The sequence below is a fragment of the Muriicola sp. genome (assembly GCF_049669965.1).
Taxonomy (GTDB): domain Bacteria; phylum Bacteroidota; class Bacteroidia; order Flavobacteriales; family Flavobacteriaceae; genus Muriicola.
The window spans coordinates 1-15,260 of sequence record NZ_JBATLB010000029.1; the positions used below are offsets into that span (position 1 = coordinate 1).

A 15,260-nucleotide genomic window follows, 5' to 3' on the forward strand; every position below is an offset into this window, starting at 1 on the left:
CTCCGTAAGAGTAGGTTTTAATAAAACACTATGGCTGCTAACGTGTTCGTGTATGATTTGTAGTGTTGAGGAACTAAGTTAGCAAAAAGGGACGAAGATTGCGGGAATTCGGCAGAATTCCCCTAACCATCATTAAACACTATGAATTATACACGGTGTTGTGCTTTCGTTATTTAAACTTTTTGATTTATTTTTTCAAGACGTTTAAAACAATTATTAATTTTTACCCAGTTCATTTTCTAAAGCTTCTTTTACTTCAATAATTTCTTGCTTTCCTTCTTCAAATCTATAATTGGTCCATTGTCGTGCAAAAATTATCGATTTCGTTACAGTTTGAAATTTTATGTCGTTTTGAAGATTGAACAAGTTAATGGGTTCTGCAGAGACATAGGGTTCTTCAACATTAAATTTCTCCATAACTTCATCTGCGTGCTGTCTTTGAACATTTATTATGGCTTGTCTAACATTATCAACCATGTAATAATATTTGTATTCATACAATTCCGAAATTTTTTTTCTTAGAGTTTGATTCTTGACAAGATTTAATCCTCTTGATTTTAAGTTTTCGTAGCCAACTTTAATGGGCTGGAAATTACCATGGCCGTAGAGGTTTGCATAATCGTATCTCAGAGAGTCTGTTAAGGGTGTTTTATTTTTTAAATGCTCAATTACTCGACTATTGTATTCAATATAACTGTCGTTTTCTTTTTGTTTTATTTCTATGTTTTTTATATCTGTGTCCAGATTTAATAAAATCTCATTTAGGATATCACTTTCTAATTTTCTTTCTGCTCTATTATTATTCCAGTTGTTGACTTGTAGTGCCAAAAGGATACCAATCATAACAAGAACTATTTCTCCAATGGCATATTTTAAATACTTTGCTGTTTTCGAGCCAGCCGTAGCTTTAGCCGAGGTTGGGTTTTTCTCCATAAGCAGATTTTGACGAATTTTTCTGAAGAATTTTATCATTGGTAGCGGTTTCTGATAATGAAGCACAACGTTCTTGTATATGGTTTCTTGCGTGTTTTAAGCACCTAATTTAGCAAATACAACCGAATAGGAAATCCGAAAGTCCCGATAGCTATCGGGATTCGTAAGTAAATTTGCACAAGCATTTAATTTTATACAGTGTTGTAAAACGGTTTTTATTCATTTTCTCTAACAAATAGTAATTTCTTTCCGTTTGTCAATTCGATTGAAATTGTATCTTTTTTTATTTTTTTCAGAGTTTTTCCTTCGTTGCGTTTTTCAAAAGTCAAATTATACATAAGTGTGTTTATTGTATCATATACACGAGTTGTATAAGGTAATTTTTCCATTCTATTCAATTTTCCGAAAAGCGTTGATTTCACTTCTTTCACAACATTGTCTTTTTTCAAGTTAAATTCAGGGTTTACTTTTATTATAGTTGCTAATCCGTTTTCTTTTTCGTCAATGAACTCATAATAGTATCCAGTTTTTATATACAAATCAGTTTGTTCATTAAATTCTATTCGAGTGTAGGCAAGTCTATCGTAAGGAAGCTCAGTTCCAATATAATTGTATTCGTGAAAATGTCCTGGTGGACAACCGATTAAAGTAAAACAGGTCAGAATCAGAATAGATATTTTAATTTTTGATTTCACTTTGCTTAGGTTTGGTCAAAATGTTTTACAACAATGGGATATAGTTCTGAACTATATATCACTATATAATCTAAGATAGCACAATTAAGGTTTATAAGAACAAGGCCCGTAAAGTCAAGAACCTAATTCAGATAGATTGCTAGCATAGTATACTTTATGAAACGGACATCACAAGCTGGCTGGAAGAATACTTCTAAATATGCAAGATTTGGTCTTCAGGCAATAACGCGTCATTCCGTAGCCTTAGAAAGACCTGGGCTACGGTGATCACATCCCTTTCGCAATAATTAACGATCCGCTCCAGATCGTGATCCTCGTAGTATACTTTCCGCACCATACTCCCATCAATATCTTCTTTTGGGGAAGGGATTCCTAAGATGTTGGCCATTAGTTTAAGGGAGGTATAATGCTTGTAATCGCCAAACTTCCAGAGATCCATAGTGTCTAAATGAGGTACCTCCCAGGGCTTCTTCCCAAAGAGATGTAGCTTGGCAGGGATGGCTATGCCTTGAATGATCATTCGGCGTGCGATATACGGAAAATCAAACTCTTTCCCGTTATGGGCACACAAAAGGTATTTCGGGTGTTTAAAATGAGTCTCCAGGAGATTTCTGAAATCTTTTAACAGTTTGTTCTCTACGCCATGAAATGAGGTTACCCGAAATTGTCTTTCACTGCCTTTGTAATGAAAATACCCGACAGAAATACAGATGATCTTTCCAAACTCCGCCCAGATCCCGGCATTTTCATAGTACTCTTCCGCACTGGTGTCTTCATTTCTCCTATACCTGGATTTATGATCCCATAAGAGTTTTGTGGTCTCGTCTAATTCCGAATATTCCTTTTTCTCCGGGACAGTTTCAATGTCCAGGAAAAGAATATGTTCCAGATCTATTTTTTGAAGCATAAGAGTACTGTGTAAGGACCTGCGTTGTGATGGATGCGTTTAATTTAAAGATACATAGAATTGTAGTCTTTCAATTTCTCAATAGATATCACTACAAAGAGACTTATTAAAAATGAAACTATGCTTCGGTTTCTACTCCTTAATTTGAGAATGCTTATTTTTAATAAAAAACTTGCATGAAATTTTATAAAATACTTGGCCTGTGCCTATCACTGGCCCTGCTTGTATCTTGCTCCAAGGATGATGGTCCGGTTGTTATTAACGAATCAACCTCTATCCCCAATTTTAGAATGATAGGGGAAGATGCGCAGAATATATTTCAATATAGCTATAATGGATCTAAGGAAAGTGGCATACAAATAAATCTTACCCAGACCCTTGGCCTGGATAATTTCTACCTTACGCTCCGACAGGTTGGGGAAGTACTCTCATTTTACAGCTTTAATTCCGGAAGTTTTTCTCTTCTTCAGCAAAATATCCTAAATGGGGGAACAAATACCTATGCAGATTTTTATACAGTAACCGAAGAACGATCTATTACCTGGGGGACTAATTCCGAAGACCTTGTATTTTTGGGATACTACAGTCCCAAAGGAAGTAGGAATTACGGGATCAGAACCCTGGATCCTGACGATGGTAGCTTTACGGATCTGGCCATAGACATCAATATTCAACAAGCCTATGAACCCCTGTATTTCCGACAACGGATCTTAATGACCTATAGAGATGCTGCAGGAGCTTATAAGATTGCCATTTTTAATACCGAAACACGCTCTATTTTGGCAACTTTAGAGTATGGGGAGGCAGTCCCTAGTGTGCTTATAGATGAGGATGGGAATATAGGAGTAGTGATAGGGACGGGGAATTCTAATTTTGCGTATCAGGTCTACGACATCGAGACCCTGCAACTACAAAGAGAGAGCTTCTTTATGTTCAATAAGTTCTTGCCTCCGGGGCCTTTGCAAGGCGCAGTGTACGGCAACACCCTCTTTTATTCCAATTCACTGGCACAACCCGCACCTATCACCTTTGGGCCTGCTTACTTCAATTTCGAGAGCAATACAGATTTCGTTATTGACATACTCAGTATCGTACAAGCGGCCGAAACAGAAACGGGGTTTACAATTGCCCTTACTGACATGCGATATATTGAAGAATCTGAGATCTTTTTAGTGGGCTATGCCAATGCCAATATTTCTCCTGAGATAGTTGGCGGAGTGCTTGTCATCTCCAAAACCGGGACCTTGTTAGAGCGTATAGAAGTACCATTTGCCCCCACTTATTTTATAAAATAGACAATTAGAACCAAACAGACCACCTGGTTGGTACTGTAGAAATAGATTTTATCAGGGAAAAGACCGTAGTAGGAGTAAACGCAGGAATAGCCAGACAAGTGGTTACGATTGATCTTAAACTCGCTTAGAATTAAAGAGTACAAACCGGCTGGTTTGTTAATTTGGGAACAAGGAGACTTGTTTTGCCGGACTCTCATGGTTCAACAACCATTTTTTACGGTGTAATCCGCCTGCATAGCCTACCAGATCCCCGTTACTTCCAAGAACCCTGTGACAGGGAATAACAATCCAAATAGGATTTTTCCCATTGGCTGCTGCAACCGCTCTTATGGCTTTTACATCCCCTAATCTTTTAGATAAATCCAGGTAGGAGATCTGTTGCCCAAAAGGAATAGTTCTTAACGCCTCCCAAACTTTACGTTGAAATTCTGTTCCTTGCGGATTTAATTCCAAATCGAATTCCTGCCTGCTTCCTTCAAAATATTCCTTTAGTTGATAGACGGCATCCTCTAGTTCTTCCGGAATGTCTGATGATCTTTCCGGAGCTTCATCTAGAATGCTGATAGAAGAAATACCATGGGTATCACCTTCAATTTTTGCGATTCCCAGAGGAGTATGTAAAAATGCCGTTTCCATATGTCTACGTAAATAGGGAAGACCTTTAGTCGGTTAAAAAGGATACCCTCTTCGAAGATATGAAAAAGGGAAGTCAGATCTAAGACTTATCTAACTGATCATAAAATAATTGATGCAGCCTTGTTCTTATTTTTAAATCGTAAAGTTGTCTGTGTTCACGGATAGGAAATACACGATTGGATAAAAATATAAATACCAATTGGTTTTTGGGGTCGGCCCATACGAAAGTACCGGTAAAACCGCTATGCCCAAAGCTTTCAGGACTGGCGGAGGGAGCGGGGTAGGCGTCTTCCAGGGGCTTGCTGGCATTGTCCAACAAAGGCTTGTCAAAACCAAGGCCTCTTCTGTTTTCATTTTCCGGAAACTGCACCCTGGTAAATTCTTTTACGGTTTCTTCCTCTAAGAGTCGCTGCCCATCAAGGATCCCATAATTTTGATAGAATTGCATATAGCGAAAAAGATCGTGCGCCGTGCCAAAGAGTCCGGCATTCCCGGAAATTCCTCCCAAGAGCGAGGCATTTTCATCATGCACCCATCCCTGTACCAATGCTTTTCTATACTGATCGTCATATTCTGTAGGAACGATAGCATTTGGAAAGTTTTTTTGCCGGGGAAGATAACCCAGACTGGGAATCTCCAGAGGAAAAATAAATTCTTTTGTCAGGTTATAGGAAAAGGAATGCCCACTTAGTTGCTCAATAAGTTCAGGAAAAATAAGAAAGGCCAAACCGGAATATTTGTAAGTCTTTAAATCGTCTACTTTTGAATGACGGATCTCCCTGTTCATAATCTTCTGAAACCTATCTGCCACATACAGATTCTGAAAAGCCTGTTTTTTAAATTTTTTTGAAGGTGAATGACGCAGAAACCTGAATCTGAGTTTGTCATTATGCAATACTTTTTTTAAAAAGACAATATAGGGGGTTAAACCTGCCTGGTGAGCCAGGATCTCGCGCAGTGTAAGATCCTTTTTGTCCTTACTGCCTTGCCAGGACTTCCAGTAGATGCTAAAAGGGGCATCCAGATCAATAGATCCCTCCTCATATAATTTCATTAGCAAGGGTAAAGGTCCTAAGATCTTCGTGAGAGAGGCCAGATCGTACAGATCGTTCTTCTTTACCGGTTGCAGGCTGTCATAGGTATGGAAACCGTAGGTTTTGTGGAAAATAATGACTCCTTTTTCGGCAACAAGTAGCTGGGCACCGGGGAAGGCCTCATTTATTATACCATTTGTTATAATTGAATCTACCCTGGAATAAAGATTATTTTTCGCAGCTATTTTTGGAGATTGACTGTAACTAATTGTTAATATACCAAAAAGTATAATAAATAGAATATCATTTCTAGAAATCATGTACTGCGTATTTTCAGGAATTCTTAGCCCATTAGTGCCACGGCATCTTTTGCAAAATAGGAGGCAATAATGTTGGCACCAGCTCTTTTAATAGCGATCAATTGTTCCATCATCACGGCATCGTGATCTAGCCATCCTCTTTCTGCTGCTGCTTTTAACATGGCATATTCCCCTGAGACCTGATATACGGCGACTGGCACGTCTACCGCATTTTTAATTTCTCGAACAATGTCCAGATAACAAATGCCAGGTTTTACCATAATAATGTCGGCGCCTTCTTCCACATCCATTTCCGCCTCTTTGACAGCCTCGAATCTGTTGGCAGGATCCATCTGATAGGTTTGTTTGTCTTTTGGGGCATCACCGCTAGTTGATGGAGCAGAATCCAGGGCATCCCTAAAAGGACCATAAAACGCGCTGGCATATTTTGCTCCATAACTCATGATGCCGGTTGTGGTAAGTTCTTCGTCTTCCAAAGCTTCCCTGATAATCATGATCCTCCCATCCATCATATCACTGGGTGCCACAAAATCTGCCCCTGCTTTGGCATGGGAGACACTCATTTCTGCTAAAATTTCGTTGGTGGCATCATTTAATATAATACCGTTTGAAACAATTCCGTCATGTCCGAAGGTGGAATACGGATCGAGCGCAACATCGGTCATTACCAGCATATCCGGACAGGCATCCTTTACGGTCTTAATGGCCCGTTGCATTAATCCATGTTCATTTAAAGCCTCAGACCCTGTATTATCTTTTAAATTATCCGGGACCTTTACAAAAAGAAGTACGGCACAAAGCCCCATATTCCAAAGCTCTTTCACTTCTTTCGCTAAATTATCCAGGCTCAATCTGAAATAATTGGGCATAGAGGGTATTTCGTCTTTTACGCCATTTCCTTCCACAACGAAGAGGGGAACCAAAAAATCACTAGGGGTTATAATGGTCTCACGAACCAAATGTCTAATGGCATTACTATTTCTAAGGATTCGATTTCTTCTAAGTGGATACATGGAGTTTTATTTATTATTAAAGTTAAGCGATTTGATCGGTTTCTACAGGATAATTTCGCCGCTTAGATAAGGTACGGCCTTTCCGGAAATAAGAACCCGATCTCCCAGATAGGTGCAATGAATAGTACCTCCTCTGGCAGATAATTGTTTGGCAACCAGCTCCGTTTTGCCCAGTCTTTTTGACCAATAGGGGGTAAGACTTGTATGTGCAGAGCCGGTAACCGGGTCTTCATTGATCCCACATCGGGGAGCAAAGAAGCGGGAAACCATATCTACCTCTATCCCGGGGGAAGTGACGATCACGCCTCTTGCTTCTACCTCATCTAACAAAAAAAAGTTAGGTTTAAGGCTGCGAATGATGTCCTCACTTTCGTAGATCAGTAAATAATCTGTTTTGCCTTTAAAGGTTTTTAGAGGAGTTTTTCCAAGGGCCTCTGCCATCTTCTGGCTGGTTGGCACTTCTTTTAGTGTATCTGTAGGAAAATTGAGGGTAATATATCCTGATTTTTCTCTTTGAACGATTAGTTCCCCACTTCTATGCGAAAAAAAATGGATGGTATCTGCAGGATGTGAATAGTTATGGAAAAGCACATAGGCACTTGCCAGGGTGGCATGACCGCAGAGATCTACTTCCAATTCCGGGGTAAACCACCGAATGTGGTATTGCGCTCCCTCCGGGACTACAAAAGCAGTTTCGGCAAGGTTGTTTTCCATGGCGATCTTTTGCATAACATCTTCTGGCAACCAGGACGCTAATACACAAACCGCTGCCGGATTTCCCTGGAACAAGACATCTGCAAAGGCATCTATCTGATATATCTTCTGTGTTTTCATAATAGGTTGATATTAAGAGACGATCCAGTCTTTTGGGTCTCTTAGTACTTGTAGCAAACGTGCCTCTTCACTGCCTTCTGCAGGGTGATGATCGTATTTCCATTGTACAGCAGGGGGCAAGCTCATTAAGATGCTTTCAATACGGCCATTCGTTTTTAACCCAAACAAAGTGCCTTTATCGTGCACCAGATTAAACTCTACATAACGGCCGCGTCTGATTTCCTGCCAGGTTCTTTGTTCCGGTGTATAAGACAGTCCTTTTCTTCTTTCCAGAATGGGTACATAAGAGTGTATGAATGAATTGCCAACTTCAGTCACAAAACTATACCATTGCTCCATGCTCATCTCGTCGGTAGCTTTACAATAATCAAAAAAGAGACCACCAATCCCACGGGCTTCCTGGCGGTGGGTGTTATAAAAATACTCATCGCACCTGGTTTTATAGGTTGCATAAAAATCCGGATGGTGTTTGTCACAGGCTTGTTTACAAATAGTGTGAAAATGCCGGGCGTCTTCTTCAAATAAATAGTAAGGGGTAAGGTCTTGCCCACCTCCAAACCATTGATCCACAATGTTTCCCTGTTTGTCATACATTTCAAAATACCGCCAATTGGCGTGCACGGTAGGAACAAAAGGATTGACAGGATGCAGCACCAGACTAAGTCCACAGGCATAAAAATCTGCTTCCTGTACCCCAAAATAGGCTTGCATACTTTTTGGAAGTGCCCCGTGAACGGCAGATATATTGACCCCACCTTTTTCAAAGACATTTCCATTTTCAATAACACGAGTTTGGCCCCCACCTCCCTCGGGCCGCTGCCAAAGATCTTCCCGGAAGCCGGCCTTCCCATCAACAAGCTCTAATTGTGATGTGATGGTGTTCTGCAGGGCAACTATATAGGCATAGAATTTTTCTTTCATTAGTGTGGATCAATTAAATGTACCAGTTGAACTTCTGAGTATAGTTTTAAATCATCAAGTGAATTTACTTTTTTAGATTGATTTGTCATTTTGCGTAAGATGGTCAGTGCTTTTTCCGGATCGTGTTCATCAAACTTAAAAAAGACCGATCTACCCACTGCATTATTATGTATGTCCATAGCATTGGAAAGGGCATCTCCGGGTAAAATCTTTTCATGCATTCCTGTAATCCTTTCGGTCCATTTTAAAACCTTTTTACTGTTTTTTTGGCACTTTCTGCATTCTTTTGCGATCAGCCAATTCCATATGGCATGCCTAAAGGCATTGGCAGGGGTATTCTTGTGGTGCTGAGCCCCATAAAGTTCATTGGAATACTTTACGGCCTTTTTGGTGGCCTTATAGGTTGGCCAAAGTAATCTGATATTTCCCAGGCTTAGGGTCAGTAATTCCCAAAGCTGTTTCAAATTGGCTCTTTTAAGCAGATACCATAAATTCATTAGTCCGAATATGACTTAACCGCATCAATAAATGCTTTAGCGTTTTCCAAAGGAACCGTCGGCAAAATACCATGGCCTAAATTTACGATGTATCTGTCCTTTCCAAATTCTCGTATCATTTTGCCAACCATTTTCTTAATATCGGCTGGGGGTGAAAACAAGCGTGTTGGATCAAAATTACCCTGTAAGGTGATCTTACCCCCACTGAGATAGCGGGCATTTTGTGCCGAGCAGGTCCAGTCTACCCCCAGAGCAGCTGCCCCGGATTGTGACATGGTCTTTAAGGCAAACCAGCATCCTTTTCCAAAAACAATAACCGGCGCTTTATCTTTTAAAGCGTCTACGATCTGTTGAATATAGGGCCAGGAGAATTCATTGTAATCTTCCGGAGACAACATGCCGCCCCAGGAATCGAATACCTGTACGGCATCTACTCCGGCCACTACTTTCGCCTTTAAATAGGCAATAGTGGTGTCGGTGATCTTTTGTAAGAGTCCGTGTGCTACCAAAGGTTGGGTAAAACAGAATTCTTTGGCTTTGTCAAAGGTTTTACTTCCCTGGCCCTGTACACAATAGCAGAGAATGGTCCATGGAGAACCGGCAAAACCTATTAACGGAACTTCATTTTGAAGCTTTTCCTTGGTCATTTTAATGGCATCCAGGACATAACCAAGGCTTTCCTGAACATCGGGAACTATAACCCTGTCCAGATCTTTCTGGGATCTTATAGGGTGTGGTAGATAAGGCCCAAAATTGGGCTTCATCTCAACTTCTATTTGCATAGCCTGAGGAATAACGAGGATATCACTAAATAAAATAGCCGCATCCATCCCAAATCTTCTGATTGGCTGCACGGTGATCTCCGAGGCCAGTTCTGGGGTCTGGCAGCGGGTAAAAAAGTCGTACTTCCTTTTGAGTTCCATAAATTCGGGCAGGTACCTACCTGCCTGCCGCATCATCCAAACCGGGGGTCTTTCTACGGTCTCTCCTTTAAGAGCTTTTAAAAATAGATCGTTCTTTAATGCCATGCTCATTGTTTTAATAATGTAGGTAAGGTATATATAAGTGTCTGTATGGTACTATCTACGGTGGGGTATTCTGCAACCACTACATGCTCACAGTGTTTTCTGGCCTCCTTAGCAGTGGTTTCCCCTATACAAAAGACGGGGGTGTTTCCTATCATGTTTTTCCGGGTGAAACTTTCAACCCCGCTGGGACTGTAAAAAAGGATGGCTGCAAAGCCCTTTTCTAATTTGCGGGGAACAAGACTGGTATGGTATACTTCTACCTCCTCAAAATGGATGGTTTCTCTTCTAAAGGTATTTGGCAGGTCTGGCCGGTTTCTATTTCCTGTAAAGATCAGAAATTCATCGTTTTGATGATGTTTTGTAATAAAATTGGCCAATTCTAAAGCATTTTCAGCCATTTTTACCACTTTTAGTCCATTTTCTTCTAAAATTGATTTTGTTTTTTGACCCACACAAAAGCAACGTTTTTCGGGATCATGTGGTAAGGCGTTCACCTTCAGGTGTTGCAGATAGCTTCTTACCCCGTTCTTGGAGGTAAAAATATAATGATCAAAACCCTGCGGAAGTGTAAAATCTAAAAGATCAATGGTGATGGCATTGTATTCTTCCAGATAGAATTCCGCTTCTTGCAAGCAGCTTTTTTGGTCCTTGTTTAATAATTTGGTTGAGAGTACTACGGGTGTCATTTTTGCAACTGCGCTTTTATGGTGGCCATAAGTTCTTTGCCCCCTTGTTGTAATACTTCGCGGGCACAGCCATGGCCAAACCCGTCTAGTTCATCTACCAGTGTTTCTTTACTGACCTCGTATTTTTCTTGTCCATCCAGAGATAACAAAATACCCCTAAAATAAAGCTTATTGCCCCGTAGAGCAGCCAGGGCACCTATAGGCGCGGTGCATCCCCCTTCCAGTGTTCGCAGAAAATCGCGTTCCACTCGGGTGCATTTTTCAGTGTCTGCATGGTTCAGGGTGGCGAGTGCCTTTTTGCTGTATTCATTTTTATCCAGGACCACCACCATCATTGCTCCTTGTGCAGGTGCCGGGATCATCCATTCCAAAACGGTGTGATTTTCAGGAAGGATACCAATACGCTCTAAGCCTGCCGCAGCGAAGATGGCTGCATTCCAGGAATTGCTTCTCAATTTTTCTAGACGGGTGTTAACGTTGCCCCGCAGATCCGTGATCTCATGGAGGGGATATCTATGGAGCCATTGTGCCTTCCTTCGCAGACTGCCTGTGGCCACTATTCCTTCTTCGTTTAAAAAATTCAGTCCTTTATGAACCAGGATGTCTTTAGGATTCCCTCTTTTAAGTACTGCGGCCTGTACAACCCCTTTGGGAAGGAGGGTGGGTACGTCTTTCATCGAATGAACGGCCACATCTATCTCATCGTTGAGCAAGGCAATATCCAGGGTTTTGGTAAAAATCCCGGTGATGCCTAATTCATAAAGGGGTTTATCGAGAAGGAGGTCACCAGTAGCTTTCACAGGAACGAGCTGGCAGTTATGCCCGGCGGCTTCCAGTTTGTTTTTTACGGTGTTTGCCTGCCATAGGGCCAATTCGCTATCGCGTGTTCCTATCCGGATGATTTTGCTCATGGCGATTCAACTTCTAATTGAAAAATCCGTTGAATAAGCTCCAGACTGTCTTCGGCATCAACCTCCGTATCCTTTAAATGATTGGCAAATTGTTTGGTGATTTTCTGTATGATGCCATCCGTAATGATGTCCGCCTGTTCCGAATTAAAATGGGATAATTTTTTTGACTGAAAGTTGATCTCCTCTTCTTTCATGGTCTTTAACTTCTTTTTCAAAGCCTTGATCACCGGGGCAAACTTTCTTGTTTCCAGCCATTGAATAAATTCGCGCCTAACCTCCTCTATGATCTTTTCTGCCTGTGGAATATCTTGTTTTCTTCGTTCCAGGGTTTCGTCTGTTCGTTGAGAAAGATGATCTAAATGCACCAGTGAGACTCCGGGAAGATCGGTTACATCATCTGCCACATTCTTGGGAATAGACAGATCCAGGATAAGTAAAGGCTTTTTAAGATGGAGGAGCGCTTTGGAAACGGTTGGCGATTGTGAACCCGTAGCCACCACCAGAACATCTGCCTGTCTGATCTCCGTTTGAAGTTCCCCGTAGTCTTTGACAAGCAGATTGAATTTACCTCCAATTTTTTGTGCCTTGTCTCTGGTTCTGTTAATTAAAGTGATATCAGAGTTTTTGGTGTGTTTCAAGAGGTTTTCACAAGTGTTTCTTCCAATCTTGCCGGTTCCGAAAAGTAAGATATTCTTTTCTGAGATATCCGGAACTTCTTGCATGATATATTGAACGGAGGCAAATGCGACGGAAGTGGCCCCGCTGGATAGTTCCGTCTCGTTCTTTATCCGTTTACTTGCCTGAAGAATGGTATTACAAAGTCTTTCCAGAAATGGATTGGCCAGACCACTTTTTTTAGAGCGTGCAAATCCTTTTTTTATCTGACTTATGATCTCAAAATCGCCGAGGATCTGGCTATCGAGCCCTGTTCCTACGCGAAAGAGATGATCAATGGCCTCGTAATTCTTGTATACATAACCAACTTCCTGAAATTCTTCAACACTGCCGCTAGAGTAGTCGCAGAGAAGTTTTATCAATTGAAAAGGATGTTGAGCAAAACCATGTAGTTCAGTGCGGTTGCAGGTTGCAGTGATCAAAAGCCCGTCTATGCCCACTTCTTTAGCTTGTTTAAGAATAGCCTTTTCAGCTTGTTCGTTCAAACTAAATTTTCCTCTCAAATCGGCATCAGCTTTTAAATAGCTCAGTCCAACGGTATAAAACGAATTATGCCTCGAAATATGGTAGTTCTTCATCTGGGATCTTCTGCAGGACAAAAATAAACCCAAGTTCTAATCAAAAATAACGCTAGCGGTACTTAAAGTATCGTTATAAGTTTTTTTGATGGTGTATTTAATATAAAAGCTTTGAAATCGCCTATTTTTGATGAAGACACTATCATGCAAAATATATATTATTTAGAATTGTTCTAAATAAATAGATTAAAAAATCGACTTATGATTGATAAAAATAACGCTGAAGGTTCCTTACAGGAGATCTATGTAGAACCCGGTTTTTTGGTGCTCAAATTTCAGAATGAAACCGCTCAAATTCAACAGTTTACCCGCAAGATAGATCGTTCTTTTCTGCAGTTCCATTTTTGTATGAAAGGAAGGGCCAAGTTTGTCTTTAACCAGGGGACGTATGCACTCGACGTGCCAGAGGAGCAGTCCTTATTGCTGTATAATACGAAGGTAGATCTGCCACTCAATGCAGAAGTTTATCCAAATACCTGGATGGTATCACTGGTTATGAGTATACAAAAGTTTCACTCCTTATTCTCACAACAAGCGGAACATATTCCATTTCTTAGCAAGGAGTTTGAAGACAAGAAATACTACACCCAGGAACTGATTACTCCACCCATTGCGGTAGTTTTAAGTCAGCTTATGAACTACAACGTTCACCCAACTATTTTAGATCTGTATGTAAAAGGAAAGATCTATGAACTGATCGCCCTTTACTTTAACAAGACAAATACAACTACTTTTGAACAATGCCCTTTTCTGGTAGACGAGGAGAATGTAAAACGCATTAGAAAGGCAAAGGACATTGTATTGCAACGTATGGCAGAACCGCCTACTTTGAAGGAATTGGCAGAGGAAATAGGCCTCAGCTTAAAAAAATTGAAAGAGGGTTTTAAGCAGATATACGGCGATTCGGTTTACAGTTTTTTGTTCGATTATAAAATGGAGTATGCCAGAAAAATGCTCGAATCCAATCAATACAATGTAAATGAAGTGGGACTCAAAGTGGGCTACAGCACTTCCAGCCATTTTATTGCCGCCTTTAAAAAGAAGTACGGGACCACCCCAAAGAAATATCTGATGTCGCAGACCCAATAGCGATTTCATTGAGCGGCAGTCTCAAAACGATAAACAATTTTCGTATGTGATCTAAATTGTCGATATTTAAAAGACAGTCAACATAAACATAACAGGTATGAACCTAAACCAAGTGACCGTCCCAACCCAGGACCTGATCAGGTCTATTGGGTTCTATAAAAAAATAGGATTACGGCTTATTATAAAAGCGGTCCCGAATTACGCCAGGTTTGAGTGTCCCGAGGGCGATGCTACCTTTTCCATTCACAAAGTAGATAATTTACCCAAAGGAAATGGCATAATCGTCTATTTTGAATGCCAGCATCTGGATGCCTATGTGGCCGAATTGATTGAGAAAGGGATTTCTTTTGAGGAGTTGCCAAATGAAAAACGATGGATCTGGAGAGAAGCCAGGTTAAAGGACCCGGATCAAAACCAGTTAATTCTTTACTACGCCGGAAACAACAGGAAAAATCCGCCCTGGAGGATCGTTTAAGTCTTTAGATTTGAATCGGGCATTTGTATAAATGCACGCTTTACAAGGGTCTGGCAACGATAACTCCGGTATTGTTCTTGATTTTTTTAAGATAATCTACCAACGGAAGTTCGGAGATCTCTACGGCTCCTGAGGAAGAGGCGTGGAGGAGGTGTATACGCCCATCGGTGGTCCTGATGGCAAAACCTGTATGTGTCACGTCCAGGCCATCGATAGAAGTTGCCAACGCAATAATATCGCCAGACTGAAGAACATCTTCATTCTTGGCTAACATATCCTGGGAGACAACGCATAAAGGCTGTTGCTTCAGTTTTTTCTCGGTTTCCAGGATCTGTTCAAAAGAGTTGTCATCGGCCAAATAAGGGTATAAATCCCTGTGGGCACTCATAAAATTCAACGTTTTATCTACTTCTTCGCCACCAAGGGAGGCCGTGATATTTTGCACCAGACCCTTTTCTTCATTGTCGGAGATCCATTCTGTGAAATAATGTAGCCTGGAAGCATAGCCATTTAGTTTTCCATCGCGGTATCTTATTTTTTCGAGCCATTTTACAAAGGAATTAAAACTGGGGTCTTGCTGTTGTTTTACCAGTGCAAAGGCCAGCACATTTTCTACATAGGTAGTGCAGTCTAACCCTTCCAGGGTAATGACCAGAGATTCTTCTTGTCCTACTTCCAGGGTTTTGGCCACATAAGGGGTGCCAAGAAATGTCTTTCCTATGGCCACCAGTTC

17 protein-coding genes are annotated in these 15,260 nt (G+C 40.9%); 3 read left to right on the forward strand and 14 right to left on the reverse strand.

Annotated elements, in window-relative coordinates; all coding sequences use genetic code 11:
- Positions 1-216 precede the first annotated feature (216 nt).
- The 3 genes from WBM49_RS01870 to WBM49_RS01880 form a co-directional block, all read right to left on the reverse strand.
- Positions 217-933: a hypothetical protein gene (locus WBM49_RS01870; protein WP_424370364.1), complete on the reverse strand. Its 717-nt coding sequence runs from the start codon at positions 931-933 to the stop codon at positions 217-219.
- Positions 934-1,148: 215 nt separating this feature from the next.
- Positions 1,149-1,628 (reverse strand): hypothetical protein, encoded by a 480-nt coding sequence (locus WBM49_RS01875; protein WP_424370365.1) that lies wholly within the window; start codon positions 1,626-1,628, stop codon positions 1,149-1,151.
- A 193-nt stretch (positions 1,629-1,821) separates the two neighbouring features.
- Positions 1,822-2,535, reverse strand: a complete 714-nt coding sequence (locus WBM49_RS01880; protein WP_424370366.1) for a 3'-5' exonuclease — start codon at positions 2,533-2,535, stop codon at positions 1,822-1,824.
- 176 nt (positions 2,536-2,711) lie between these two features.
- On the opposite strand from WBM49_RS01880, the gene WBM49_RS01885 reads away from it, so the two are divergent.
- Positions 2,712-3,830 (forward strand): hypothetical protein, encoded by a 1,119-nt coding sequence (locus tag WBM49_RS01885; RefSeq protein WP_424370367.1) that lies wholly within the window; start codon positions 2,712-2,714, stop codon positions 3,828-3,830.
- A 156-nt stretch (positions 3,831-3,986) separates the two neighbouring features.
- On the opposite strand, the gene WBM49_RS01890 is transcribed toward WBM49_RS01885, so the two are convergent.
- The 10 genes from WBM49_RS01890 to hemA form a co-directional block, all read right to left on the reverse strand.
- A complete protein-coding gene (locus WBM49_RS01890) occupies positions 3,987-4,466 on the reverse strand; it encodes a methylated-DNA--[protein]-cysteine S-methyltransferase (protein WP_424370368.1) in 480 nt (159 codons plus the stop codon).
- Between the two features lie 79 nt (positions 4,467-4,545).
- Positions 4,546-5,820, reverse strand: a complete 1,275-nt coding sequence (locus WBM49_RS01895) for a serine hydrolase domain-containing protein (RefSeq protein ID WP_424370369.1) — start codon at positions 5,818-5,820, stop codon at positions 4,546-4,548.
- A 23-nt stretch (positions 5,821-5,843) separates the two neighbouring features.
- Positions 5,844-6,833 (reverse strand): porphobilinogen synthase, encoded by a 990-nt coding sequence (gene hemB / locus WBM49_RS01900; protein ID WP_424370370.1) that lies wholly within the window; start codon positions 6,831-6,833, stop codon positions 5,844-5,846.
- A gap of 42 nt (positions 6,834-6,875) precedes the next feature.
- Positions 6,876-7,667, reverse strand: a complete 792-nt coding sequence (locus WBM49_RS01905; protein ID WP_424370371.1) for a PhzF family phenazine biosynthesis protein — start codon at positions 7,665-7,667, stop codon at positions 6,876-6,878.
- 12 nt (positions 7,668-7,679) lie between these two features.
- Positions 7,680-8,588, reverse strand: coding sequence for an oxygen-dependent coproporphyrinogen oxidase (gene hemF / locus WBM49_RS01910; protein ID WP_424370372.1), 909 nt, complete (start codon positions 8,586-8,588; stop codon positions 7,680-7,682).
- On the reverse strand, positions 8,588-9,085 hold the full coding sequence (locus WBM49_RS01915; RefSeq protein ID WP_424370373.1) for a DUF6973 domain-containing protein: 498 nt from the start codon (positions 9,083-9,085) through the stop codon (positions 8,588-8,590). Before WBM49_RS01915 ends, hemF begins: the two co-directional genes overlap by 1 nt.
- Positions 9,085-10,113, reverse strand: a complete 1,029-nt coding sequence (hemE, locus tag WBM49_RS01920; RefSeq protein ID WP_424370374.1) for a uroporphyrinogen decarboxylase — start codon at positions 10,111-10,113, stop codon at positions 9,085-9,087. Before hemE ends, WBM49_RS01915 begins: the two co-directional genes overlap by 1 nt.
- 2 nt (positions 10,114-10,115) lie before the next feature.
- Positions 10,116-10,799 carry a uroporphyrinogen-III synthase gene (locus WBM49_RS01925; RefSeq protein ID WP_424370375.1) on the reverse strand — a complete coding sequence of 228 codons (684 nt, stop codon included), beginning with the start codon at positions 10,797-10,799 and terminating at the stop codon, positions 10,116-10,118.
- Positions 10,796-11,710, reverse strand: a complete 915-nt coding sequence (gene hemC / locus WBM49_RS01930; RefSeq protein WP_424370376.1) for a hydroxymethylbilane synthase — start codon at positions 11,708-11,710, stop codon at positions 10,796-10,798. The genes WBM49_RS01925 and hemC overlap by 4 nt, the downstream gene beginning before the upstream one ends.
- Positions 11,707-12,963, reverse strand: a complete 1,257-nt coding sequence (hemA, locus tag WBM49_RS01935) for a glutamyl-tRNA reductase (protein ID WP_424370377.1) — start codon at positions 12,961-12,963, stop codon at positions 11,707-11,709. Before hemA ends, hemC begins: the two co-directional genes overlap by 4 nt.
- Positions 12,964-13,164: 201 nt before the next feature.
- Here hemA and WBM49_RS01940 point away from each other — a divergent pair, with 201 nt between their 5' ends.
- Positions 13,165-14,052: a helix-turn-helix transcriptional regulator gene (locus tag WBM49_RS01940; RefSeq protein ID WP_424370378.1), complete on the forward strand. Its 888-nt coding sequence runs from the start codon at positions 13,165-13,167 to the stop codon at positions 14,050-14,052.
- 97 nt (positions 14,053-14,149) lie between these two features.
- Positions 14,150-14,527, forward strand: a complete 378-nt coding sequence (locus WBM49_RS01945) for a VOC family protein (protein WP_424370379.1) — start codon at positions 14,150-14,152, stop codon at positions 14,525-14,527.
- A gap of 40 nt (positions 14,528-14,567) precedes the next feature.
- Here the strand turns inward: WBM49_RS01945 and WBM49_RS01950 are convergent.
- On the reverse strand, positions 14,568-15,260 hold a 693-nt coding region (locus WBM49_RS01950), incomplete at its 5' end, for an N-acetylmuramoyl-L-alanine amidase-like domain-containing protein (RefSeq protein ID WP_424370380.1).